A 26,329-nucleotide genomic window follows, 5' to 3' on the forward strand; every position below is an offset into this window, starting at 1 on the left:
TAGACTGTATAATTCTTAGGTGTAGGGTTGTGTATAAGATTAAGGATCCTAGCTTAGCGGACGAAGGAGAGAGACAAATAGAATGGGCAAGATATAATATGCCTGTGCTTAGGAGTTTAGAAAAGGAGTTCTCTAAATCAAGACCATTAGAGGGTGTAAGGATTGGTGCTTGTTTGCACGTTACTAAAGAGACTGGTGTGTTGATGATGTTACTATTAATGGGTGGCGCTGAGATTGCTCTTGCAGGGTCAAATCCGCTCTCTACACAAGATGATGTTGCTGCAGAGCTTGTTAGGAGAGGTGTTCATGTTTATGCTTGGAGGAGGGAGACTGAGGACGAGTACTATTGGGCTTTAAATAAGGTTTATGAGTTTAGTCCTAACATAACAATGGATGATGGCGGAGATTTAACTGTACTGCTCCATAAAAATAAAGCGAGTAATGTATGGGGAGGTACTGAAGAGACTACTACGGGTGTTTATAGGCTTAAAGCTTTAGAACGCGAAGGACTTTTATTATATCCAATAATAGCTGTAAATGATGCTAAGACTAAATATCTTTTTGATAACAGGTATGGGACTGGGCAAAGTGCTCTTGATGGCATAATGCGGGCTACTAATATGCTCATTTCTGGTAAAACTGTTGTTGTTGCTGGTTATGGATGGGTTGGTAGAGGTATAGCTGTGAGAGCAAGAGGATTAGGTGCCAGAGTTATAGTTGTAGAGGCAGATCCAATAAAGGCTTTAGAGGCTGTTATGGATGGGTATGAAGTTATGAACATGAATGAAGCTTCAATTCGCGGTGATATATTCATTACAGCAACTGGAAATACTAGCGTAATACGTGCTGAACACATGAGAAAAATGAAAGACGGTGTTGTGCTCGCGAACGCGGGTCACTTTAATGTGGAGGTTTCTGTGCGGGATCTAGAATTGCTTTCAAAAAGTAGTTATGAGGTAAGAAAGAATGTGAAAGCGTACGTTCTGCAAGATGGAAAGCGTATTTACCTAATAGCTGAGGGAAGGTTAGTGAATCTAGTTGCTGCAGAAGGACATCCGAGTGAAGTTATGGATATGTCATTTTCATTACAAGCTTTGTCAGTAAAATATTTAGTTGAAAATAAGGATAGATTAAAAAAAGCTGTTTATAACGTACCTGAGGATATTGATAAACTTGTTGCGACCCTTAAACTGCAATCTATGGGAGTAACCATTGAAAAATTAACGGAAGAGCAGGAGAAGTATCTTAAAAGTTGGTCACTAGGTACATAGGAGCCTACTTTTATGCACGTTTTAATGTATACGTGGGAATTCCCTCCAAGAATTGTAGGAGGTCTAGCACGTCATGTCTATCATCTTTCTAGGGCGTTAGCAAGAAAAGGTGTTGAAGTAACAGTAATTACGCTAGAATTTCCCGGAGCATCGTGGAGTGAAGTAACCGATAATGTAAACGTTGAACGAGTAAGAGTTGAGGTTGGGCATCCAAGTTTTCTTTCCTGGATTTTCCTTTTTAACCATTTCATGGAAAAACGATTTGCATTATTAAAAAAATCAGTAGATATAATCCATGGTCACGACTGGCTCGTCTCGTTGGCATCAATATCCACAAAACATTTCATCAATAAACCACTCGTATTCACGTATCATAGTACTGAACGTGGGCGCGTAGGAACATTATCTACGCCAGACTCTTTTACGATAGATGGATTAGAATGGTGGTGTGGATATGAGGCGTCCAGCGTCATCGTTACCAGTAGGTCTATGATGAATGAAGTTGCGAATTCATTCAAGATACCAGAGTATAAAATTTCAATAATACCAAACGGTATTGATCCGGCTGAGTTTGATATCCAAGTTAATCCACTGGATGTTAAACGTAATATAGGTATAGGGGAAGATAAAAAGCTTGTTCTTTTCGTAGGACGTATAACAAGCCAAAAAGGTGTAACATATCTTATTAAAGCAGTACCTAAAGTGATAAACATGCATCCAGATGCGCGCTTCCTAATAGTTGGTGATGGTTGGGAATTAGGGACAGTTAAAAATATGATTTCCTCAATGAACCTAGGAAATTATGTAAAAACGCTGGGATTTTTGCCTGATCATGCTGTTAAAAGCCTTATGAAAGCTGCCGATGTAATAGTAATACCATCAATATACGAGCCGTTCGGCATCGTTGCACTCGAAGCCATGATTTCCGGGGCGCCATTAGTTGCAAGTGATGTGGGAGGATTGAGTGAAATCGTAGAACATGGAAAGACAGGTTTAAAAGTATATCCAGCAAACCCAGACTCTATTGCATGGGGCATCAACACCATCCTTTCTGATCCGAAATGGGCTAAATCAATGGCACAAAACGCACTTAATACTATAAAAGAAAAGTATAATTGGGACGTAATCGCACTCAAAACAATTGAAGTATACAAAAAGGCTATTACCTAGTTATCGAAGTATTGAGAGATATGCTATTCATGCTTATTATCTTAGATTTTTCTATATTGATTACAAGAATTTTTCAGGTGTGAAGAATTCTCCTCTAACAGCGTTTTCTGTTAAGAAAGTCAGAAAACTTTAGTATACCATTGACAAGAAAGTGTGAAAGAAAAGAATAGCGAATATTTTTGTTAGTTAGATGTCTAAGATAAGAACTCTTAACAGACGTAAAAGAAAAATAATTTTCGTATGGACAATTGTATTAACATGATATGTGTGTAGAAAATATGGGTGGTAAATAGATTTATAAACATTTGTATACAAATAATATGGGGATTCAATGAAGCGAATACAATCGAAAATGGAGATTAATGAAGATACTGTGCTCTTCATGATAGTAGCAGTAGGAGCTATTACACTCGACAAAGCTAAATCTATAGATGATTTAAGCACAGTATTATCCATAAATAGGGATGAATTGTTACCAATAATAGAGAAACTACGCCAACAAGGCTATTTGTCACAAAATAACAGCCTTTACTATGTGACGCAATCTGGGCTTCTCAGAGCAATGTCTCTTTTCAGCTAAACATAATTAATCAATTTTTAGTTCTATAATATCACCATCAAGTAATACATGATCTTCCCCAACTTTTTCTCCAGGATATTTTGCGCTCTTTCCCCATACTTTTGCATACTTTAACCTTTGAGTAAACGTTTTATGTATACGTTCAGCAACATCTTTGACTGTTGATCCTTCTTTTAATACTAACGGTCTAGAAGAGTGCTTCGTTTCATTAGGTTCTTTAGTATAAACTCTAATAAGCTTCAATGTTTTAATCAAAAGATCACCAAGGAGATTCAAACCAGTACCATTAACAGCAGAAACGTACAATATTGGTAATTGAGTATATAACTCTACATTATCTTTTATCATATCAACCTTATTCACGAGAACAATAGCAGGTTTGTACATTACATTACCTGTTATAAAACGCTCTACATCATCAAGTGTTGCCTCGCCCCATATAGTAACTTGAGCATTAGTAATCCTATAATCATTAAGTAACCTTCTGACGTCATCAATGGTAGCATCCATTAGACGACCATGAACAATAACCTGAACATGGGGATATGGACCTCTTTTTATCTCAATTTTACACTTCTCATCACCCAATAGCAAACCATAATCTTCGAACATCGAAAGAAGCTTATTCAGTTGGTCTCTAGGATTATAGGAACCGTCAATAACGAGAAGAACGCCATTTGCATTCCTAACCAAGGAAAAAACCATATCATTCCACTTACCTCCCTCTTTAATAATTGCAGGAGCCTCAACTAACTGAATCAGAACACCACCATGTTTGAAAACACCTGGAACAGGCCTTGTAGTTGTGTAAGGATGATTACTTATTTCAACTTTAGCACCGGTAAGCCTTGACAAAAGTGCACTCTTACCAGAACCGGTAAACCCCACCATGACGACCTGCACATCACCCTCCCTCTCAATAGAAAAACCGTACCCACTACCCCTCCTACTCTTCTCCTCCTCGATCTCACGCTTAAGAACAGCAATTTGATGCCTAACTTGGCTAACTATTTTCTCAGTACCTTTATGCTTTGGAACTGCAGCTAAATATTCTTGCAATGCTTTAATCTTCTCTTCCTTAGTCTTTGCCTCAAGAACTTTAGCCCATTTTGCTCTAGCCTCGGCAGGAAGATTAGCTGGCATAAACTGAACCCTCCAAAGAAGAATAACTAGTCTCCAACCAAGGATAACATACGCCTGAGAAAAGAGATTTTATACATTTCACCCTTACTCTACTAAAATATCCTATGATAATTATTTAAACTTTAAATAAAAACACTCACACAACTAGTCATTATCAAGAGAATAATATATACCGGTTGCTGTTGCTATAAGGTTACCTTTATCATCTATGACCCTGGACTCAGCATAGTGTATTTTCCTTCCCAAACGATTCAAATGAGCTATTGCTTTTATAACACCATCAGAAGCCGGTGATAAATAATTCACATTAATTTCTACAGAAACGCTAGCTTTACCTGTGATAGCAATCACTAAGGATCCCATAGCAACATCGACCATCGTAGCAATAATACCTCCATGAACCATCCCTAATCGTTGCTTATGCCTACTATCAACCACCAGAGAAACTATTGACTCTTTATCTGAGATCTCTTCTACACGTAGTCCTACGTAAGACACAAACGGCGACTTATTAATAACTTCCATAATCTCTTTGTAATCCATTCCAATCACAATTACCAAATTATCTAGAAAAATTAAAAGATTTATCTCTGTATTTTAGTTTAAGACTGGTTTGGTTATGAAAGTTAATGTAAAGGAGGATGGTGCCCCGGCCGGGATTTGAACCCGGGTCACAGGCTCGAGAGGCCTGTATACTTGACCGGACTATACTACCGAGGCTTTCTCCTCAATCTGAATAGACGTACCTTCCCTAAAAATTTTATGATAAAAACTTTAACTTTTCCCATTAGGCTGAGAACACTAAACGAACCTTAAATTCTTAGATTCAAAGAAATGTTTAATAACGATTTATGTAATATTTTGTATATGATTGATGTTCATTGTCACTTAGATTCAAAAGAATTTTCTGATGATCTAGATTTAGTTATTCGTAGGGCTAAAGAAAATGGTGTGAAAGCAATAATTACGTCAGCATTAGATTATAATGGAATAAAATTTAGTGAAAGACTAATAGTACAATATAATGGATACATTTATAGGACAATAGGATTAGATTATACAGTACTTGATAAGTCACTCTTCGAAGAAATCGTTTCCTATATAGAAAGGAATAGGAATACCATAGTAGGAATTGGGGAAGTAGGTTTAGATTATTATGTATTTGAGGATGAAGAGAAACGGAAAATTCAGCGAGAATTCTTTATAAATTGGATTAATCTTGCTAAAGAACTTGACCTCCCGTTAATTGTTCATTCTAGGAGTGCTGGAAAATATGCTTTAGAGTCTCTCATCCAAAATAATGCTGAGAGAGTTATAATGCACGCTTTTGATGGGAAAGCAAGTTACGTTAAGAATGTAGTAAGTAAGTGGTATCTATTTTCAATACCTCCTTCAATAGCCAGATCAGAACAGAAACAAAAACTGGTTAAAGCATTACCAATAGAATCTTTACTATTAGAATCAGATGCGCCAGTGCTAGCTCCAATTAAAGATGCGCGTAATGAACCCGTTAATATAAAAATTTCAGCAGAATGGATTTCAAAACTCAAAAACATCAGTATAAATACTGTCATAGAAAAAACAACAGAAAATGCAAGAAAAATTTTTAAATTATATTAATTAATGTAGAATCAAAGATAATCTTCACTAAGCTACCGTTGTCGGATAGTTTGAAGTTAATTATCTATCTGTTCTGTTTTAGTTGTAAATGCGTCATGGATGGTTTTCGTGGTAACGGAGGCTCATCTCATCCTGAGTCTATCTATCATCACCACACATCCGGTTAACAGCCCATTCGAGCTCTCTCACACACTGTTCTCATCGCGAAAGGTATAGAGTTAACTATGAAAACTGCTAATGAAACACGTTCCTGTGACTGAGGACAATTTTTCTAGTTGTTCGTCTGGGGTTTTTACGTATTTAGGCTCATTTACTGGTTTAGAAAGCTCACAATTCTTCATCCTGCAGACTATTGACCAAGTGCTCGAAATTTCAACCATTCTTTAAAGAAAAACACTTACTTTTCTCAAATTTTGACATTAAGTAACATTGTTAATATTGATGGGATTTAGTGAAGATTATTGCTGTAATGAGATTGTCTGGGAGTGTGCGGGCGCCGGGATTTGAACCCGGGACTCCAGGCTCGGGAGGCCTGTGTCCTAACCAGACTAGACGACGCCCGCTTTAGTCTCATAATTATTTAATTATTAAATGGGTTAAAAACTTTGCTTAATTAATGTATCAAAAGTACAAAAATACTTAAATACAAGTATTTTTATTACATATTTGGTATGAGCGCGATTGATGATTTTGAGAAGCGAATTAAAGAATTAAAAGATGAGATGGAGAAGGAGCTATCGAGTATTATGGAGAGGTTGAGAAATGAAAACAAAAATATTTCGGTAAAACTTGATGAACTGAAGGTGAAGGGGGATAGGGTGACTTATGAGGAGTTAAGAAATCTTTTGCTGGATGTGAGGGAAAATTTGTCTAACCTCAGATTAGAATTGCAGAAGCTTGAGCATAAATTCAGATCAAAAATGCGTGATCTTAGGATAGATGTAGAACGTTCTAATTTAGGTTATAGTGAGAAAATAAAATTAGATGATATGATTAATGAGTTAAATTATTTATTAAGAGATATGTCGGAAAACATTAGAGAATCTCTAGAGGATCTGAGGGATTTAGTATCGGAATCGAGAGCTAGAATTAAGCGTGCCATTAGAAGAGGTCAAGGTATTATAAGCGTAGGAATAAGATCACTACCAGATGTAGGTAAAATAATCAATGATGCTATGGAGATTGCTAAGAGAAGTATTGAAGAGGCAACAACAGTGATCTCCTCGGTAAGAATCCCGGAAAGTGATGCAAGAATAATCGATGAATTAGTTAATGCAGGGCTTTTTAGAAGTAGAAACGAAGCATTAGCATTTTTCGTGCATAAAGGAATAGAATCAAGTAAGGAATTACTAGATAAAGTTAATGAACGAGTAACGCGTATAAAGGAACTTCAAGACGAGATAAGAAAAGAGTTAGATCAACTCTTCAAGCACTAAACTACGTTTCCTTCAAAAAATGATCTTATTTTTTCTACGATTTCCTTTGGTATAGGTACAGCACGATTCTCATTAATGCTAACAGAAACAATCACAACATATCCTTCAGCAGCTTTTTTACCAGTTGTTAAATTATTAACCATGAAACCATATCTTATTGCCTTCTCTTTAATCTCCTCAACACGTATTGAAACTTCTATTAGGTCATTAAACCTACATGATGATAAATATTTACAGTGTGCTTCTACTCTTGGAATCCAAACACCATATTTAGAGAGAGATAGAAAATCAAACCCAAGTTTATTATAGAGTGCTTCTTCTGCTCTTTCAAAATATCTAAAATAATTTGTAAAATGCACAACCTGTGCAGCATCGGTTTCAACCCATGAGACTCGAAACTGGACTCGGAAATCGTTCATGATGATCAATAATAATCATAATATTGAGCAATATAAATTTTAGTGTATTGTTCTATGATTCTATTTTTACTTTCTTTAAAAATGAAAGCTGGATTACATTTTAAGAAATTTTAAGGGGGACTCTATCTCGTAATAGTAATTGTGAGCATTTTTTGCAATACATCGGTTTCTTACGGTCCGTATCAGCAATCGTTCTGCTAAAATACATTATACATTCTGGGTTTCCACAATGTTGTAAACCAAGTACATGACCAATCTCGTGAATAACCTCTTTAATTATGCGCTCATTATATAAATCACGGTCTTCTGTTTTAAGACGCTCTAAATAAACTGAGCACACGCGATTTTTTGGATAGGCCTCGCCAAATATAAAATTCAGACCATTAGCATAAGCATCAAAATCGCCAATCCCAACAATAACGTCAGCATTGTACCATGCCATGTTCTGCTTGATCCATTCAAGGATTAAATCACTATTATACTGTTTACGCACACTATTATAAAATCTCAAGCCCAACTCTAATGAGCTGTCCACAACGCACTCACAATCAAATACTCTTTCTCGCAAATATTTACAAACATAATTTAATATTTCTTTATCGACATCATTTAATGCAATTACAACTATTTTCACACTAAACCACCTTTATTTAATAGATCTACAATCACACGGTACGCCTCCCTCAGATTATTCACATTATAATCAGCCTTAACATTACTATTTAAAATAATCGAAGTAATACCTAATGATCTAGCTCCCATTGAATCAACATCCTCATCACCCACCATTACACATTCATTAGGACTTACATGGAATTTCCTTAAAACTTTCTTATAAATTATTTTGTGAGGTTTTGTATATCCTACTTTATCAGAAAAAACCATGAAATCAAAATACTTATCCAGATGATACTTTTTCAAAACCAACTTCAAAATTCTAGAATCAGACGTGTTCGAAACCAAAACCAATAATAAGTTCATTCCTTTTAATCCAGAGAGAAAATATTCAACATCACTAACCGGCTTCAAATATTTCACAATTAATCTCTCATAAACCCTTACTAACGCCCTTTCTATCTCATAACTATCACTTATGCCGAGAACTCTAATCAAGGATCTGAGCTCAACCAACAAAGGTACTTCCACGTTTAAAGAATATCTCACACTATTTACTACAGTACGGACAATCTGATAACGTTCTTTCAAAAACTCAACAGAAAAGTTATAACCAAAACCATGCAAAACATTTCTAAAAAGAATACTGCGTTCATTAAGATACTCATTAACGGATACTTCAAGCCTAAATAATGTACCCCAAAAATCAACAAACACTAGTCTTACTACCATATCTATCCATAATAATGAATACAACAACCATAAATAAATATCTATGGGGAGAGGAGATCTGGGGGTCAAAACACTGCCCTTTTAGGTTCCCATTTACTTTAAGATATGTTATCAGGGTGTTTTATTTCTTACGAATTTAAGTTCCGTTAAGATCAGAGGGGGTTCCCACTTTAGTCCTAATACCTGAAATGATTGCAAAATATTGTTAAACTGGGGTTCTAAGCTATGTAGTCTTTGATAGACATACATAGCTTTTTCCTCTCGATTTTTCATCGAGGACTTTCGGGAGAATCAATGAATCCCCACATCCGAAGTTTTAACATGTCTCCATAGGATGTTATTGCTTCTGGAGCAGAGGGGACAGGTTAGAGATACGTATCTCGTATCTATACTTATTGCAACTTAACTCTATTTGAGTCTTTCTATCGCGAAACTGCTAGCTACGGCTTTAGTACCCATTAGTGCCCAGTCGATATTTATGAAAAATATTTTTCACTTGAAAAGAAAATAATTATATCGGCACGCATGAACCTTGAGGGCTCTCCCCTCTCCTCTCCCCATCATACCTTACACCTTTACGGTGCGCATCCTGAGGAGAGGCTCCATAATATTTATATATAAAGTTGTATATAAATCTATTGATCATATGGGCCTTAATAAGGTGAAACTTAGTGTTTGTATTTTTAGCAAAATTTTAATAGTATTCTATGATTAAATCGACGTTCCCATTATAGTGTGCATATATTATTGCAGAAGCAATTATCCTGTGCTCTTTCTCACTTACACATATGATTTCTCCTCGGACAACCTGTTTTTCTCGTATGACAGTTTCATCAACCATGATGTATTTAATATTACCTCGCTTTTTTAATTTTTCAGCAACAAAATCTTTTGCTTGTGCGAATGTATTTACGGTCCATCCAATAATACCATTAATATCAGTAAGCGGTTTTACTTGAAACTTATGGTTTAATGTTTTTGTTACTCGATTTTTTGTCTTTTGCATACATTTATTATAAATTTATTAGTTGTATTTAAATTTAATTACAAATTTATAAAAATCAGTTTTATAAGTATAGAATCTGTAAGCATACAACAAATACGCTAAATTTTTATTTCAAAATTCTTATTCATTTTTTGTTCAAAAATTTTAATCAAATCTTTAACTTAAGTTAAAACTTTGTTTTATAAATGTGTATCAGAACGGTACATCTATCATAGTGTTGCATGGTAATGAGCTAAATTTTATCCTTTAGGATAGAGTGTGATCATGTGCATTACTTTAGGATTTGCAAAAATTGGGTTAGTTTTTGAATTTTTCCATTATAACTAAGTGAGTTTATGAGACATATTTTGGAAATATTTAAAATTTTTTCGTAAAAATTTCACTGTAAAATTAAATAATATTTATATATTAGTTAAATAATTTTGCTATATAGTGAATATAAAATGTCAGAATCATTTAAAAATATTAACAATATATCAATTAAAATTCGTCAAAACTTAGAAGATCTAAGTTCAAAGGCTTTTCTAACTCTTGAGACTATCTCTAAATACCAGATATCAAATGTTGCTGAGATTTCTAGAAGGTCTAATATTCCGGTGAGTACGTTGCATAAGTTTATAGCACAACTGTTAAAATCTCCAGTAAGAATAGGAATATACGTAGATCTACATGTTATAGGATTGAAACCATATTTTTTGACACTTTATAATCCTGATCAGACAGCAATAAAAGCAGTTACAGATTTCCTCGAAGATTATTATGTATTACTGGGCACTATAAATGAAAAAAATACTACGATTATGAAAATTTGCACACCAGAGGATAAGGATAAAGATCTAATAGAATTATTGGAAAAGTTAAAATCCATTGAAAAAGTGGAGGATTACGATTTTCACGCTACAACATCTCATATACAACCACCGATATCTTTTAAAAACTATGACGAGGAAAAGAAATTGTGGAAAATCAGTTGGGAATCTATCATAGATGATATAAATGCTGGCTCATTTGCGGATTTGGATGAAAGGCTCAAGACTATTAAACAGACAAAGCAATGGTTGGATGAAGTTGACATAGAAATATTAAAGTTGCTGGATACGAACGCGTTCATGGAGCTAATAGAAATCCAGAGAGAACTTAGTGCGTTGAAATTCCAAAAAATATACTATCATTACACACAACACATATCAAAGAAGAATATGATATTAAGCTTTAGAATAAAATTCATACCATACGAGGAACCAATAAATTATGCGGTAATATATGCAACTTTTAGTGGGTCATATGACATGGCAAAATTCATAGAAGCACTGACCAGTCAACTTTATGTGTACAGCGTATCCAGAGTGATCGGTGAGCCATCATTGCTAATAGAACTTCCAATACATGTGACAATGAGAGAAGGACTAGATAATCTTTTAGAAAAACTTAAAACCCAAAAATTCATAAGAGAATACAAGACATTTTATGCAGATCAAATTACAGAAAAATCTACACCATACCATCTATATAACCCATCCACAGAAACATGGAATTGGAAAAAACAAATCCCAGAAATAAGATTAGCTTCATAATATAAATCTCTTTTTAAATTTATATAAATTTAGGTTGTTATTTTTAAATTTTTATAGAAATTTTGTTAAAATTAATGATGAAGCAGTCCGTCTACAAACTTTCTTATCAATTCAATAGCACGGCGAATTCTCTCTTGAGATTCTGAAACAAATGACAATCTGATAAAATCTTTTGCAGAACTAAAATAATTACCAGGAACAGTAGCAACACCTACACTAGTGAGTAATTTTTCGCTAAAAGCCTCACCATTCATATTCAACCTGTTTAAGTACTCTGAAAAGTCAGCAAACAAAAACATTGATCCCTGTGGTCTAACGAACCTTACATCTGAAAGATTTTCTTGAAGTGCACTGATTAATACATCTCTTTTAGCGCGATATTCAGAAAGAACCTTAGGCATGAAGTGCTTTCTTAGGCCACTCTTCAAATAGTAGGCGACCATAATCTGGGCTATAGAGGGCGGGCAGTATACTATCTCTTCACTAATCAATTTTGCTACTTTTATGAAATCTTCGGGACCATAAACATAACCAAGCCGCCATCCAGGAATCCCAGGATCTTTAGAAAAAGTATTAATACCAATAACTCTTTCAGGAGCAGAATGCCATACCCACGAGTGCTCTCCCTCATAAATTAACGTCTTATAGGCCTCATCAACAATCAACCAAAAATCATAATCTTTTGCTAATTCAGCCAACCCCTTGGCAACGTCGTTTCTGATAACCCTACCAGTAGGATTATCAGGGGAAACAAGAATTAAAGCCTTTGTCTTAGGACCAACGACCTTCTTTACGCTTTCGATATCAGGTTGAAAATCATCCTCCATACTAACAAAAACATACCTAATACTTCCACCAAAATACTCTATAAGAGGACGATATCCAAAATACGTTGGATCCATGAGAACAACCTCATCACCAGGTTCTAAAATACCAGAGAGCACAGTAAACATAGCCTCTTGACCACCAGCTGTAACAACAATATTTTTATCTGGATCCAAATCTAAACCGCCAAGCTCTTTTAAATCATTAACAATAGCTTCACGTAGCTCTCTAATACCCTGACTCTGAGTATAACCATAAAGCTTCATAGATTCCTCAAAAAGCAACTTGGACAAGAATTCACGCACTTCCTTAGGAGGCGGAATGCTAGGCTGACCAGTAGAAAGTAAATAAATATCACGCCCCTCTTTTGAAATCATCTCACGTATCCTATCAATTCTTCTAGTTGGAGACTCCTTCAACAACGAACTTCTCCAATTAATATTACGCATGCTGATCATGAGCCATAAGAAAAATTAGTATTTAAAGATTATGTTCTATTATTATAATAAAAACAATAGAACTAGTAATATAAAGAACACTGAGTTCCTTACAGAACTATTAAAAATAAGAAGAATACCATTTCCATGCAAAACATAATGTACTAATTCATATAATGAATAAAGTAATCTTATAAAGCATTTTTCACTTCTGAAACTATAATAATTCGATAAAATAAGAAAATGATTGTTAAAAAAGATTTACAAAACACGGCACGGTTACCGCATAACTTACGTTACTTGAAAATGTGTTTCTAAGTTGTTTAACATATAAGAAGTTTTGATTAAAAATTGCTATATAAGTTTATAAATTTTGATTTCAGAGTATATAACTTGGTGATTATTTCATGTTAAATGGTATAAGAGTTTTAGATTTTACACGCGTACTTGCCGGTCCTTTTGCTACAATGATCTTAGGTGACTTAGGTGCTGAAATTATTAAAATTGAACCTCCATCGGGTGATGAGACTAGACTGTGGGCTCCATTCTTAGACAATGAGAGTGTATATTTCTTAAGTATTAATAGAAATAAGAAAAGTATAGTGCTTGATCTTAAAAAGGAGGATGCTAAAGAGATAGTGTATAAATTAGTAAAGGAAAGTGATGTAGTCATAGAGAATTTTAGATCAGGGGTTCCTGAAAAGCTTGGGATCGATTATAACAGTTTGAAAAACATAAAAGGTGATATTATTTATTGTAGTATTAAAGGATTCGGCTCAACAAGCCCATATGAACATAAGCCTTCATACGATCTATTAGTACAAGCAATGAGTGGATTCATGACAGTTACAGGTGAAAAAGGCAGTCCGCCAATTAGAGCTGCATTTGCACTGTTTGACATCATAGCTGGTTTAATTGCTGCCAACTCTATCCTTGCTGCAATAATTGAGAGGTTTAGGACAGGACACGGTAAATTCATAGAAGTCTCACTTTATGATAGTGCAGTATTCTCAATGAGCTACATAGCCGAGATATACTTACTTACAAATAAAATACCGAGTAAAATGGGCTCCGCACATCCATCCATAGTTCCTTACCAGGCATTCAGATGTGCAGATAATAAATACATAGCTATAGCAGTTACGAATGAGAAATTCTGGGAAAATCTATGCAATGCATTAAATATGAAAGAATTATACAGTGATCCAAGATTTAAAACAAACCCAGACAGAGTTAAAAATAGAGATGAACTAATACAATTACTTGAAAAGAAATTTTATGAAAAAACTAGGAATGAATGGTTAAATATGCTTGAACAGGCAGATGTACCATGTGCACCGGTTTATGAATTAAACGAGGTTTTTCAAGACACTCACGTATTATCTTCTGGTATAATAAATATAATTGATCATAAAACCTTAGGACAAATAAAGCAATTATCATACCCAGCACTATTTAATAATAAAAGACCTGAAATTCGTTTACCTCCACCAACACTTGGAGAACACACATCACAAATACTTGAAAAATTAGGATATATAAAGACCAGATAAACAAACTTAAACTTAACCAAGCAATACGCTAATTAATGATTCTCATTTACCATAAGATCATGAGCAATATTTAACGACTAATGAGCATTCATTGTGATCTAAAAACCAGCATAAGATAAAAATAGATAAGTATAAATATTTGATACGAACACTATTTCGCTGAGGCTCTATGAATAAACGTGCCATAAGTCGTTTTGTTATAGTTGGGATAATAGTTATATTAATTATAATAGCGGTTGCAGTAGTAACTTTATTACCACAACTAACACCAACAACCACTACCACAACTACTACGACGGTAACGATGCCAATCACATCTCTTACAATAGCAACAGGAACTGTTGGTGGTGTTTACATTTACTATGGTGGAGGAATGGCAACAATCTATTCGAAATATTTAGGCATTCAAGCTGCTGCTGTTCAAACTAAAGCAAGTGTTGATAATCTTCTCTATATTGCTAAAAGTCCATCTAATACTATTGGGCTTGTTCTTTCAGACACAATATATGATGCATGGAATGGTAAATTAAGCGCTTTTAACAATACGCCTCAACAATGGATAAGAATATTATGGGTTATGTACAATAATTATATACATATTGTTACTCGATCAGACAGTGGTATTAAAACTGTTTATGACCTTAAAGGTAAGAGGGTCTCAACAGGGCCTCCTGCAAGTGGTACTGAACTTACTGCACTTTCAATACTTAAGGCTGCTGGTATAGATCCAACAACAGATTTAGCAGTATGGCAGAAATTGGGACCTGCAGAATCAGCTGGGGCATTGTTAGATGGCAAGCTTGACGCTTTCTTCTGGTCTGGGGGACTTCCAACTGGTTCTATATCTGAACTTTCAGTTAATTTAAAACAAAGGGGACTAAAAATTGCTTTTATAGCTGTGCCAACTGAGGTATTTAATAAACTTGATGCTCAGAGACCTGGAATATACGTCTTAGCAACCTTAAAGAAGGAGGTTTATGATGCTGTTGAAGATGTTCAAACAATGGCTGTGCCAAACTTAATAGTTGCTCATAAGGATATGGCCGATGATACTGCTTATTTATTAGTGAAAACAGTATTTCAACATTTAGATGAATTACAGGCTGTTCATCAAGCAGCCAAAGACACAACACTAGAATCTGCACCATTATACAAAGGAGCACCGTATCATCCAGGTGCAATACGTTTCTATAAAGAGGCAAAAGTGTGGCCAAGTGGCTAAGATCCCTATACATTATACTATTTGCTTTAATAATTTTTTTATTCATAATGACTAGGCTAAGTTATCATAAATATAGTTATATACAGATTAAAAGCAATGGTGATAATATTATGAACATTCCTATTAAAGTTGGAGAAAATATTACACTATCGTTTGTGCATTCAATACATGGAGGACAAGTTTTTGTGAAATATAGAATTACAGATAGCGGTTTTATACCTTTAGAAATTGCAAGTAAAGATGAGGCTAGCATATCATATTATACTGATAATTATACCTTTAATGGAACGATGTTCATAGCAGAGCTTAAGGGAGAAACATTGAATAAGATCCTTATTAACGGTGGATGGAAGCTCATTGTGAATAACCAAACATATGTGTTATTAAACAATGGAATTGTAGAACTAAGTGTGGTGAATTAAGGTGAACACCGAAAAAATTGGATTAGCGATAGGTTTTATTTTTGCTGTATACAGTATTTTTATAGTATTTTATTCGTATTTTATACCATACCTAACATGGATGCCTTTGTGGATTAGATACATATTTGATCAAGAACATTTAATAAGAGCAATACATTTGTCGTTCTCCATAACAATTTTAACACTATTTGCTTTTAGACAACCTATAAGCATAAAGGGCGAAATAATCCTCACAATACTATCATTTCCTATAATGCTAGCTATAATGATGTACGAACTTAACATAAACCTAATATTATCACTATTAACATTTTTAACATGGATTTTCACATTTCCGATAAACCTCCTGCAGCGAATAGTAAATACAAAAATAATAGGATTAGTTAGAGGCATTATTCTGCTTACGTCAGTGCCAGCAACGTTATATCTCATTATAAATTATGAGGCAATACTTTACAGGGTCGTTAGTCCGACAGCAACTGATATGTTAATCGGCTGGATATTACTGTTAACACTGTCTTATGCAACGGATATAAAAATAGGTTGGATATTATCAGCATTAATATTAATATTCTTCGATTATACAGTTTATGGGAATTACATACCACCCCCACTTGGACATCCCCCAATAGATATAACATTAGCATTGGGCAAATCATGGATGGAGACTGAAGCAGGAATTTATGGGCTTCCTTTAGGAGTTTCTGCTAAGTACATCATTTACTTTACAATATTAGGTGGCGTATTAGAGGCCGTAGGGATAACAAAATTAATATCAAACATAGCACTCTCACTCGTTGGTAAAAAACCTCAAGGCATAGGTAGAGCTACAACAATATTTTCTGCATTAATGGGAACGGTGTCAGGCTCAGGCGTTGCAGTAACCACAACAGTAGGAACAACAATGCTACCAGCATTCAAAAAGGCAGGCTATGATGACGTTTTCTCTGCCGGTTTCACGGCAGGAACAGGAACTGCCGCATTAATCACTCCACCAGTTCTTGGTGCAGCCGCCTTCATAATGATGGAAGTCATTGGAATAGATTATAAGACACTTATAATAATGACAATACTTCCCGCGGTTCTCTATTACATTTCATTACAGACCTATCTTGAACTTTATACTCGAAAACTAAAAATCGTTAAAGAACTTAATATAAAAGGTTCGAAGGTTCAAGTAAAATTTCTCTATCTACTAATACCTATAGCACTTTTGATCGCTATGGTAGCATACGGTTACACAATAGCAACGTCTGTAATTTCAGCAACATTTCTATCAGTAGCTTTAGGAATCATAAGTAAAGAAACCCGACCAACCTTAGTTAATCTTTTAAAAGGATTCGCCAAAGGAGCAATAGACGTTATACCAGTAGCTTTAGCCACAGGCTCAGCAGGCATAGTGCTTCATGCGTTACTAATCACAGGGCTCGGTTTAAAAATGGAAGAAGTGATTAGTTTTTTGAGTGGAGGCAACTTTTACATAACGCTCATACTATTAGCTGGTTTTACACTCTTATTAGGTATGGGCGTGCCACCTACAGCATCGTATGTAATAGCTTCCTCATTAGTAGCCCCATCAGCAATAAGTTTAGCAGTAAAAAGTGGGTTTCCAATGGGAATCGCTAAATACTCCGTCCACATGTTCACATTCTATTATGCAGTTTTAGCTGATGTGACACCACCAGTTGCATTATCTGCATATGCTGCGGCTGCATTAATAAGAAGAAATCCTATTGAAGTAGGAATTACCGCCGCTAAAATTGCACTACCAAAATATCTTTTAGGATTTTCGTTTGCTGCAGCCCCATTAGGAGCTGCTATACTTATAATACCATTTCTAAATGATCCACTGGACATAATTTTGCGAATCATATTTGTTATACTCTCAATAATATCTATAAATATAGCGACTGCAGGGTATTTAAATAAAAACATTGCATCATGGAAACGAATTCTATATTTGGTCTTAGGGGTTATGCTTATGTTACCATTCACAACATTAAACATTATAGGAATAATGGCATTAGCAGCATTAGTATTTACTGACGTTAAAAAAATACTTTAAAATATTTTTTGGATATAGCTTGTTTCTTATAAAGTGGATATCAGCTCAGAAATGATTATTCATATAAAATAATGAACCTTTATTACGAAACTGTTAGCCACAATATGTTACTAAAAATTTAAAGAGAAACATAGTTTTTATAAAGTTAGAGTTATTTATCTTAAATTGGTTTAAAGGCTTAGAATGTTTCTAGTTCTCTATTTTGCTATTCTAATTGCGGCTACAACGCTTGGTTGGTCAACTGGGTCTAATGATGTGGCAAATTCAACAAGTGTTATTGGTTCGGGTGTTCTCAGGTTTAGAACTGCTTTTATTCTTTTTTCTGTCTCTCAATTAATAGGTGGCTTTGCTTTAGAGTTATATGGTTATGAAAACTTTAGGTAAAAATGTCGTTCTTGAAATAGATGTAATTGGAGCAATTGCTGCATCATCAACAGCTTTCATATGAATTACAGTAGCTATAGTAGTCAGCCACCTATATCCACTATGCACAGTGTTATAGGAGTTATCATAGGTGTTGGATTGGCCTATATGTTGTTTACTACGGATTCTGAACTAAGTATGGGTATGTGTAGAATACATACTTAGTCCTTTCCTCTCTGTGCTAAACGTTTCATGGAGGGAGGTCCTTCAGGGAGAACCCTAAGAAATACTAAACAAACTATTATGGTGTTTTAAAACGGGCTGTGAAAAGCCAGGACTAAATATATAATCTATCCAAGGTTCTCTTGATAGTGCTCAGGAAAAAGAAGTCTTAAGGCTGAAGAATAGAAAACTTCTCTATTTTAGTTGTAGGAGATGTCATAGTGTTTGAGTGAACTACCACCAGCTTTCGCAGGTGGCTTCCTGCTTCCACGGACAGACTCGATCTCCACTCACCCACAGCGGAGGTCTCGGCAGGTGAGACCGTTTCGGGAATCCCGTGTGGAAGGTGGGTTACGGAGGTCTTGCCCTCAGCAGGCTTCTCTTTCGGCCTGTCCCATGCCTACTAGGTCTGCCAACCAAGCAGACAATGATAAATACAACGAGAAAAAATATAAGCTTATCGGCCTTCATCCCCACCCCTACGGATGGAGACTCCCCGCCGTCAAAGTTAAACCTGTCATGATAATTAATTATTAGAGAAAGAAATATATTACACGCAGTTTTATTACAAATAAAAAGGTGGTGCATCGTGGTAAAATACAAACAAACTGAAGAGATCGTTAAGTTGATGAGGAATGTTGAGCGAGTTCGTAATATAGGCACGTTAGCTCATGTGGATCACGGTAAAACTACATTATCTGACTCGCTGCTATTGGCAGCTGGTATTATTTCTCCAAAAGTTGCTGGAGTAGCTTTAGCGATGGATTATGTAGAGATAGAGCAATTGCGTCAAATGACCGTCAAAGCAGCCAACATTTCTCTTTACCATGAATTTGAAAATGGTCAATATGTTATTAATTTGATTGATACGCCTGGGCACGTTGATTTTACAGGTCATGTAACTCGTAGTCTTCGTGCTATGGATGGTGCTATTGTTGTAGTTGATAGTGTTGAAGGCGTTATGACGCAAACTGAGACTGTTGTTCGTCAGGGTTTAGAGGAGCGAGTGCGTCCCTTGCTGTTTATTAATAAGATTGATCGCTTAATTAAAGAATTACGTTTATCTCCTCATGAAATTCAGAACAGAATCGTTGAAATTGTGAAAGATTTTAATGCTTTAATAGAATTATACGGCGAGGGCGAGTTCAAGAAATTATGGAAGGTTGACATCTCTAAAGGTCAAGTTGCTTTTGGAAGTGCTTTAGGTAAATGGGGTTTAACAGTTCCTATGGCTCAGCTTAAGGGTTTGAAATTTAGCGATGTGCTAGAAGCTTATAACAGAAGTAAAGAGGGCGTTGAAGAGCTAGCTAAGATTGCTCCCTTGTATGAAGCTATTCTTGATATGGTTATTAAGCATGTTCCACCACCTAACGTTGCCCAGCGCTACAGGGTTCCTAAGATTTGGAAAGGTGATGTGAGTTCTGCGATTGGTAAAGCTCTATTAGAATGTGACCCTGATGGCCCTCTTGTCGTCGGCATAACAAAAGTTGTTGATGATCCTCATGCTGGTTTAGTTGCTACTGGTAGGGTATTTAGTGGTACTGTAAGAGAGGGCGTTGATGTTTATCTGATGCGTGGTAGAATTATCGAGCGTGTGCAACAAGTTGGTATGTACATGGGTCCTTATAGAGAAGTCGTCGAGAATGTGAGTGCTGGTAATATTGCTGCTATGCTAGGTTTAAGTTATGCTAGGAGTGGTGAGACTATTGTTGATGTCCCCTTGAAAGACTCCATGGTACCCTTCGAAAGCTTAAGTTATATTAGTGAACCTGTTGTTACTATTGCTATTGAACCTAAGAGGAGCGGTGATTTACCTAAGTTAGTCGATGCTTTAAAGAAGATGGCTGTTGAAGATCCTACTTTGCATGTAAAGATTAATGAAGAAACTGGTGAGTATCTGATCAGTGGTATGGGTTCTTTGCATTTAGAGATTGCATTGTGGGATTTGAAACAGAGAACTGGTAACCTAGAATTTGTTACTTCGGCACCTCTTATTATTTATAGAGAAGGCATTCGCAATCGTGGTGAGACATTCGAGGCTAAGAGTCCCAATAGGCATAATAGAATTGTCGCTGAAGTTGAACCTCTGAATGAAGCAACGTTAAGACTATTGGCTGAAGGTCGAGTGACCGAAGACATGGATTGGAGGACTAGAGCTAAAATCTTAAGAGATGAGGCTGACTGGGATGCTGATGAAGCTAGGAATATTTGGGCTATTGATGAACACCTGAACATCTTTGTTGATGCTACTAAAGGTGTTCAGTATTTAAATGAAGTTGCAGATACCCTCATCAATGGTTTTAGGTGGACTGTAAGTGCTGGACCTTTAGCTCATGAGCCTATGAGAGGCGTTAAGGTACGTTTATTAGATGCCACCATTCATGAAGATCCTGCTCACAGAGGCCCTGCTCAGTTAATGCCTGCACTAAAGAATGCCACAATAGCTAGCATTCTAACTGCCAAACCTGTGTTATTGGAACCTATTTACAAGATTGAAGTGAAAGTTGCACAAGACTATTTAAGTGGTGTGATTAAGATCATCACCTCTAAAAGAGGTAAGATTAACACTATGGAACAACAAGGTTTAATTGCAATTATAAAAGGTGAGATTCCTGTTGCTGAAAGCGAAGGTTTAGCTGATGAAATGAGGAGCGCTACTGCTGGTAAAGCTTTTTGGGCTACTGAGTTCAGTAAATGGTTCCCCGTTCCTGAGAATTTAGTTATGGACATTATAATGAAAATCAGAGAAAGAAAAGGATTACCAAAGAGTTTACCGAAGATTGAAGACTACCTTAAGTGACAGAAACCATCTAGATTAAACCTTTAACTCCCTCAGTTAAAGCTGAAATTTTCCTGTTTCTGAGGTTATTATTGATTACTCATTACAACTGAAAACCTCACAGTATGAAGGAGATTACTCTTAAAGAACAAATTTCTTTTTGACACTCTCCACAACTAAGGTCGAGAGATTCTAGGCTTGTTGGACTTTCGATAGCCTTCATCTCACTGAGTTCGGGCTGTGTCAAAGTAGCCCCTGAATGGAGCGTATAGCCTCATTCTCACTTGTCTAAACCTTCTCCCAAACTTCAGCTTGGAGCCTTATTCGGACTCTTGGACATCCGCTATATGTGAGCGACTTGTTCAAACATTGATACAATCATCAAATGTTTAAGTTTATCAACAATTCATCCCAGAACTAAGGTTCTATTTTCGGTCAAATTATTTATAAGCTTAAGTTTGAGTTAATATTTTGAATTAGTGATTCCTATGCGTAAGCCAAACGTTTTTGTAAGTAGAGAACTGTTTGATGATGTGATTAAGAAGATTGAAGAATATTATGATGTTGAGGTTTGGGATCACTATCAAGCACCATCCTATAGTACTCTTTTAAGTAAGGCTAAAAATATTGATGCATTAGTAACATTATTGAGTGATAAGGTTGATTGCAACTTGCTTCAAAGTGCAAAACAGTTAAGAATTATTGCGCAGTATGCTGTAGGTTTTGATAACATTGATGTCGAGTGCGCAACAAAGCTTGGCATTTATGTTACCAATACACCAGGTGTTCTTACAGAATCTACTGCAGAACTTACATGGGCGTTAATACTAGCTGTTACCAGAAGGATTGTGGAGGCGGATAATTTTGTCAGGTGGGGTGAGTGGGAACGTTTAAAAACTGGTTGGCATCCAAAAATGATGCTCGGCATTGAACTTAGAGGTAAAGTTTTAGGGATAATCGGTTTAGGAAGAATCGGTGGAAGAGTTGCTGAGATTGGCAAAGCGTTTGGCATGAAAGTTATATATTACGATATTGTGAAGAACGAGGAACTTGAAAGAAAGCTTGGTTTAGAATACAAGAATTTAGAGGAACTATTAAAGATCTCCGACGTGATCTCTATTCATATTCCGTTAAGTAAGGAAACTTATCATTTGATTAACGAAAATAAGTTAAGATTAATGAAGAAGTCAGCTTTTCTTATCAATACTTCTAGAGGTAGCGTTGTGGATAGTGAGTCTCTAGTAAAAGCTCTAAAGGAAGGTTGGATCGCTGGTGCTGGTTTAGATGTATTTGAGAATGAGCCCTTGCCTTCTAATAATTTACTTACTGCTTTTAAGAATGTTGTATTAGTTCCTCATATTGGTAGCGCCACTTATGAGGCTAGGCATGCTATGGCTGAGCTCGTTGCGGAGAACTTAATAACATTCTATGAAAAGAAAGTACCACCAACTCTCGTAAATAAGGATGTTGTAAACATACGAAAACCAGGATTTGAATAATTCTAGCACCTTGCTCTTTATTATAACCTGTTTACAAAACCAAAACATTTATAAAAATCTACCCAGAAACAGTAGAATAGTTCATTGTCATGGTTTTCATTCAATATTTTCCATTCTTAATGTTTCAAAGTAAATTTCAGGATTTATCCAAATGCGTTGCAATCGTTTTGATATTATTTTAAGTTTCTTTTTCACGCTACCTGTGAGCGGGTGGTTCATTTCATCTACGTCACCAAGTTTTATTGAATTGTATAGTGTTTCGGCTTCTGTATTGTTTTCTAGTTCTCGATAGTAGATTTCACGTTTACCTGATTCATCCATCACCTCGACTACTACGAAAAATCTGGGCATTGATCTCACCAACTATAGGAAAGTTATGGAAGCTTAAAAAAATAATGCCCTACAGTATTGTTGTAGGAGATGCAGAATAGTGTATATTATTCTTTTTGATTGTTTTTACATTGTTTTGAAGTTTTAGTATATATTTATTTTGAGACCAGCGCCATTCGTTATTCTGTATATCGTATGCATGGTATGGTAACGGTTCTATTTGCGCAGTTTTAAGGTCTATCATGAGAAATCTGTAATATGTTATTATTTTGTCTTGTGTGAGTTTGTCTAAAAATTGTAGAAAGTTTGATTGTTCTGTATACGGTAAATATATGTGAGCTATAAGTGTGTTTTCGCCAAATATTCTGGTAGCGCTGTAAAGAAAACACGTATCCTTTAATGTATTGACGAATTTATTCATCCATTCTGTGTTGCTAAAATTAATAAAGAGCATCATAAAATTACTGATAGTTTTATCACCAATTGTGTATGGATATGGCAAAAGGATAATTCTAGTTGTTTTTATGATGTTGTTTTTTTGTATATGATTAAAATAATGATAGTATATGCTTTGCAGTGATACGCCATTAAGCATCATTTTTATACTACTTAAATGTGTAAAACTATTAACTTCACGTGCGAGTAAAATCTTTAGATCAATATAGTCAAGTTTAACTTTAATCGGATCGCGAATATTTAAAAACTCTTGCGTTTCAGATAGATATAAGTTATTTAGTAATTCCTCCCAATTGAAAATCCATGTTTTTTGTTTAAAGTCAAAATTTTTAAAATTCAGTGGTGGAATATAATTGTCGGTTGTCGCGTATGCTTCATAGTCATTTATTAATTTTAAGTCTACTGCAGTATTAAGAAATTCTATGAAATCTTTATCATTGTTAATTGGCACAACATATTTGGCATACACGCATGGTTTATCGCAGTAACTATTTGCGGAATATATTAGATAGTCCCTGTTTGCTGAGAGAATTTTCTCAACATCTTCTTTTTTAGTGTAATAAAATATTACAGAATATTGTGTAAGTCCCAGCATTGTAAAATTTATCAGATCACGCACATGAATTACATTCTTTCTCTGCAATCGTTTTATTATGCCATAAACTGTAGTAATAGGCATGTTAACATTTTTAGCGATCTCAGAAATGTTAGTTGTGCCATATGATGAAATGTATTCAAGTATTTTTGCTGTTCTTCTATCGATTTTTTGCATGGTTAACCCATATATGTTCGTTATGAAATCCTTATATGCTTCGGTCACATTCATAGCAACTTTATTATAAGAAACTGAGTATAAAAACTTTTCTAATAAGTTAAAAAAATTACAATTATTATGAAAATTATTTTGCATTTTTTATTTATATTATATCTTATGATCAATTAATTTGTTAAATATTTTTAATTTTTACATAATATGATGTTCACTCTTTATATATACCTTTGGATAAATTTAAAAACTGCAAAAATCATTTATAATCATATGATCTAAATGTCAATATTTTTCCTTAGTAATTTTATTTTTAACTATTTTTATTCTAGAATATGGATATTCTTCAATAAATTTTCCATTAATATTGATGTTTTGTCGATAATGTTTTAATACTAGTTTATTGAAGTATAAAGGGTGATGCACCATGGGGTTGAAACCTGAGCTGAGGATACATAGGAGTGTATTAGAATTTGAGAAATTAGTTAGTGATAAATCCTTTCCTGAAAATGTAACCAAAATACTTTCTACATCATATCTAGCAGTTAGAGAACCCCGTCAGAAAACGATTGTAAGAGTCCAGGCCGGTATTCTCAAAGCTATAAGAGAGTATCTTGATGACAATGGTTTTATGGAACTTCTTCCACCAATAATAGGGCCTGTAACTGATCCTGGTATCAGAGGTGCAAAGCAAGTTACTATTGATTACTATGGTCGTGAATACAAGGTTATGAGTAGTGCAATCCTTTACAAGCAGATGATGGTTACTGTTCATGGTAAAATATATTTTGTATCACCCAACGTTAGACTTGAACCTCCTGAAACCATTTATACTGGAAGACATTTAACAGAATTTTTCCAGGTTGATATAGAATGGGCTCGAGCAAGCTATCACGATGTGATGTCACTTGCTGAAGGCCTTTTCTTATATGTAGTAAAGCGTATAAAAGAAGATTATCGAAGAGAGCTTGAAGAGCTAGGACGTGAGTTAGATGACTATAAAAAACCATTCAAAAGATATACACATAAAGAAGCTGTGGATTTATTAAGGAGTCTTGGTTATAATGCAAGTTATGCTGCTGAAATTCCATGGGAGGGTGAAAAGATACTTTCCGGAATACATAAGGAACCCTTCTTCATATACGACTATCCCAAAGGATCAAGAGGGTTCTACGATATGGAAGATGCTGAGAGGGTTGGCATTTTAAGGGATTTTGATATGCTGTATCCAGAAGGTTTTGGGGAAGCTATATCAGGTGCTGAACGTGAGTACATAGTTGACAAGGTATTAGCCAGAATGAAGGAGAGCGGTGAAAATCCAGCAAAGTATGAATGGTATCTCGAAATGCTTAAGGAAGGCATAGAACCATCAGCAGGATTTGGTATCGGTGTAGAAAGATTTACAAGATTCATCTGTGGTTTAGGAGCTATATGGGAAGCTAGACCCTATCCTAAGGTCGCTGGTGTATACTCACCATAAATAATTAACAATTCTTTCTTTAAAGGCTAGCTGATTTTTTGTATCCTCCTATCATAACCTCTCATGATTACTACATTCTCACTAATACTCATAACAATACCTGATCTCAATGCACTTATCGATATCTCATACTTAGTTTATTAGCTATATTGGTTGGCTCAATAGAAGCAACCGTTAATGATAGCTTGAATTTAACAGTCTATCATGATTCCTGTGTTAACATTGGTATATATTGATTCTCTTATAAAGTTCTTTCATCTTTTTAATTCAAGTGAAGTCGGAGAATTCTTGATCGAATCATATTTTTGTTCCTCGTTGTCAAGTTCGGGCTGTGTCAAAGCAGC

Annotated in this window: 23 protein-coding genes and 2 tRNA genes; 14 read left to right on the forward strand and 11 right to left on the reverse strand. The window is 35.2% G+C overall.

Annotated features, from left to right (window positions below):
- Window positions 1-11 precede the first annotated feature (11 nt).
- The 3 genes from QW128_08065 to QW128_08075 all read left to right on the forward strand — a co-directional run bounded on the left by QW128_08065 (window position 12) and on the right by QW128_08075 (window position 3,021).
- Complete coding sequence (locus QW128_08065; GenBank protein MEM3833521.1) at window positions 12-1,271, forward strand: adenosylhomocysteinase; 1,260 nt, start codon at window positions 12-14, stop codon at window positions 1,269-1,271.
- Between the two features lie 12 nt (window positions 1,272-1,283).
- Entirely contained in the window at window positions 1,284-2,441 is a 1,158-nt protein-coding gene (locus tag QW128_08070; GenBank protein MEM3833522.1) for a glycosyltransferase family 4 protein, read from the forward strand.
- A gap of 331 nt (window positions 2,442-2,772) precedes the next feature.
- A complete protein-coding gene (locus QW128_08075) occupies window positions 2,773-3,021 on the forward strand; it encodes a hypothetical protein (protein ID MEM3833523.1) in 249 nt (82 codons plus the stop codon).
- Window positions 3,022-3,027: 6 nt separating this feature from the next.
- Here the strand turns inward: QW128_08075 and QW128_08080 are convergent, their stop codons facing one another.
- The 3 genes from QW128_08080 to QW128_08090 all read right to left on the reverse strand — a co-directional run bounded on the left by QW128_08080 (window position 3,028) and on the right by QW128_08090 (window position 4,884).
- The gene (locus QW128_08080) at window positions 3,028-4,164 is read right to left on the reverse strand and encodes a TGS domain-containing protein (protein ID MEM3833524.1); all 1,137 of its coding nucleotides are present in this window, start codon (window positions 4,162-4,164) and stop codon (window positions 3,028-3,030) included.
- Between the two features lie 144 nt (window positions 4,165-4,308).
- A complete protein-coding gene (locus tag QW128_08085; protein ID MEM3833525.1) occupies window positions 4,309-4,707 on the reverse strand; it encodes a PaaI family thioesterase in 399 nt (132 codons plus the stop codon).
- 99 nt (window positions 4,708-4,806) lie between these two features.
- Window positions 4,807-4,884 (reverse strand) — tRNA-Glu (locus tag QW128_08090).
- Between the two features lie 147 nt (window positions 4,885-5,031).
- Between QW128_08090 and QW128_08095 the strand changes: the two genes are divergently transcribed.
- Entirely contained in the window at window positions 5,032-5,784 is a 753-nt protein-coding gene (locus QW128_08095) for a TatD family hydrolase (protein ID MEM3833526.1), read from the forward strand.
- Between the two features lie 488 nt (window positions 5,785-6,272).
- On the opposite strand, the gene QW128_08100 is transcribed toward QW128_08095, so the two are convergent.
- Window positions 6,273-6,347, reverse strand: a tRNA-Gly gene (locus QW128_08100).
- 108 nt (window positions 6,348-6,455) lie between these two features.
- Here QW128_08100 and QW128_08105 point away from each other — a divergent pair.
- Entirely contained in the window at window positions 6,456-7,220 is a 765-nt protein-coding gene (locus QW128_08105; protein MEM3833527.1) for a hypothetical protein, read from the forward strand.
- Here QW128_08105 and QW128_08110 read toward each other — a convergent pair.
- The 4 genes from QW128_08110 to QW128_08125 all read right to left on the reverse strand — a co-directional run bounded on the left by QW128_08110 (window position 7,217) and on the right by QW128_08125 (window position 9,992).
- On the reverse strand, window positions 7,217-7,639 hold the full coding sequence (locus tag QW128_08110) for a thioesterase family protein (GenBank protein MEM3833528.1): 423 nt from the start codon (window positions 7,637-7,639) through the stop codon (window positions 7,217-7,219). The two genes, QW128_08105 and QW128_08110, sit on opposite strands and share 4 nt — an antisense overlap.
- 100 nt (window positions 7,640-7,739) lie before the next feature.
- Window positions 7,740-8,273: an archaemetzincin family Zn-dependent metalloprotease gene (locus QW128_08115; protein ID MEM3833529.1), complete on the reverse strand. Its 534-nt coding sequence runs from the start codon at window positions 8,271-8,273 to the stop codon at window positions 7,740-7,742.
- A complete protein-coding gene (locus QW128_08120; GenBank protein ID MEM3833530.1) occupies window positions 8,270-8,986 on the reverse strand; it encodes an HAD family hydrolase in 717 nt (238 codons plus the stop codon). Before QW128_08120 ends, QW128_08115 begins: the two co-directional genes overlap by 4 nt.
- Window positions 8,987-9,680: 694 nt before the next feature.
- A complete protein-coding gene (locus QW128_08125; GenBank protein ID MEM3833531.1) occupies window positions 9,681-9,992 on the reverse strand; it encodes a hypothetical protein in 312 nt (103 codons plus the stop codon).
- A 443-nt stretch (window positions 9,993-10,435) separates the two neighbouring features.
- On the opposite strand from QW128_08125, the gene QW128_08130 reads away from it, so the two are divergent.
- Entirely contained in the window at window positions 10,436-11,566 is a 1,131-nt protein-coding gene (locus QW128_08130) for a hypothetical protein (protein MEM3833532.1), read from the forward strand.
- A gap of 71 nt (window positions 11,567-11,637) precedes the next feature.
- Here the strand turns inward: QW128_08130 and QW128_08135 are convergent, their stop codons facing one another.
- Window positions 11,638-12,840 carry a pyridoxal phosphate-dependent aminotransferase gene (locus QW128_08135; GenBank protein ID MEM3833533.1) on the reverse strand — a complete coding sequence of 401 codons (1,203 nt, stop codon included), beginning with the start codon at window positions 12,838-12,840 and terminating at the stop codon, window positions 11,638-11,640.
- A 395-nt stretch (window positions 12,841-13,235) separates the two neighbouring features.
- Between QW128_08135 and QW128_08140 the strand changes: the two genes are divergently transcribed.
- From QW128_08140 to gyaR, 7 genes are all read left to right on the forward strand, one after another.
- Window positions 13,236-14,381 (forward strand): CoA transferase, encoded by a 1,146-nt coding sequence (locus tag QW128_08140; protein ID MEM3833534.1) that lies wholly within the window; start codon window positions 13,236-13,238, stop codon window positions 14,379-14,381.
- 169 nt (window positions 14,382-14,550) lie between these two features.
- Window positions 14,551-15,603 (forward strand): TAXI family TRAP transporter solute-binding subunit, encoded by a 1,053-nt coding sequence (locus QW128_08145; GenBank protein ID MEM3833535.1) that lies wholly within the window; start codon window positions 14,551-14,553, stop codon window positions 15,601-15,603.
- 110 nt (window positions 15,604-15,713) lie between these two features.
- The gene (locus tag QW128_08150) at window positions 15,714-16,025 is read left to right on the forward strand and encodes a hypothetical protein (protein MEM3833536.1); all 312 of its coding nucleotides are present in this window, start codon (window positions 15,714-15,716) and stop codon (window positions 16,023-16,025) included.
- A 1-nt stretch (window position 16,026) separates the two neighbouring features.
- Window positions 16,027-18,090 carry a TRAP transporter fused permease subunit gene (locus QW128_08155; protein MEM3833537.1) on the forward strand — a complete coding sequence of 688 codons (2,064 nt, stop codon included), beginning with the start codon at window positions 16,027-16,029 and terminating at the stop codon, window positions 18,088-18,090.
- Window positions 18,091-18,273: 183 nt separating this feature from the next.
- Complete coding sequence (locus tag QW128_08160; GenBank protein ID MEM3833538.1) at window positions 18,274-18,474, forward strand: hypothetical protein; 201 nt, start codon at window positions 18,274-18,276, stop codon at window positions 18,472-18,474.
- A 790-nt stretch (window positions 18,475-19,264) separates the two neighbouring features.
- Window positions 19,265-21,475 carry an elongation factor EF-2 gene (locus tag QW128_08165; GenBank protein ID MEM3833539.1) on the forward strand — a complete coding sequence of 737 codons (2,211 nt, stop codon included), beginning with the start codon at window positions 19,265-19,267 and terminating at the stop codon, window positions 21,473-21,475.
- 467 nt (window positions 21,476-21,942) lie between these two features.
- The gene (gene gyaR, locus QW128_08170) at window positions 21,943-22,953 is read left to right on the forward strand and encodes a glyoxylate reductase (protein ID MEM3833540.1); all 1,011 of its coding nucleotides are present in this window, start codon (window positions 21,943-21,945) and stop codon (window positions 22,951-22,953) included.
- 96 nt (window positions 22,954-23,049) lie between these two features.
- On the opposite strand, the gene QW128_08175 is transcribed toward gyaR, so the two are convergent.
- Both QW128_08175 and QW128_08180 read right to left on the reverse strand, forming a co-directional pair.
- Complete coding sequence (locus tag QW128_08175; protein MEM3833541.1) at window positions 23,050-23,304, reverse strand: hypothetical protein; 255 nt, start codon at window positions 23,302-23,304, stop codon at window positions 23,050-23,052.
- Between the two features lie 49 nt (window positions 23,305-23,353).
- Window positions 23,354-24,565, reverse strand: coding sequence for a winged helix-turn-helix transcriptional regulator (locus tag QW128_08180; protein ID MEM3833542.1), 1,212 nt, complete (start codon window positions 24,563-24,565; stop codon window positions 23,354-23,356).
- 367 nt (window positions 24,566-24,932) lie between these two features.
- On the opposite strand from QW128_08180, the gene QW128_08185 reads away from it, so the two are divergent.
- Entirely contained in the window at window positions 24,933-25,985 is a 1,053-nt protein-coding gene (locus QW128_08185; GenBank protein MEM3833543.1) for an asparagine synthetase A, read from the forward strand.
- The last annotated feature ends 344 nt before the right edge of the window (window positions 25,986-26,329 follow it).

Source organism: Thermoprotei archaeon (assembly GCA_038881895.1).
GTDB lineage: Archaea > Thermoproteota > Thermoprotei > Gearchaeales > WAQG01 > JAVZOV01.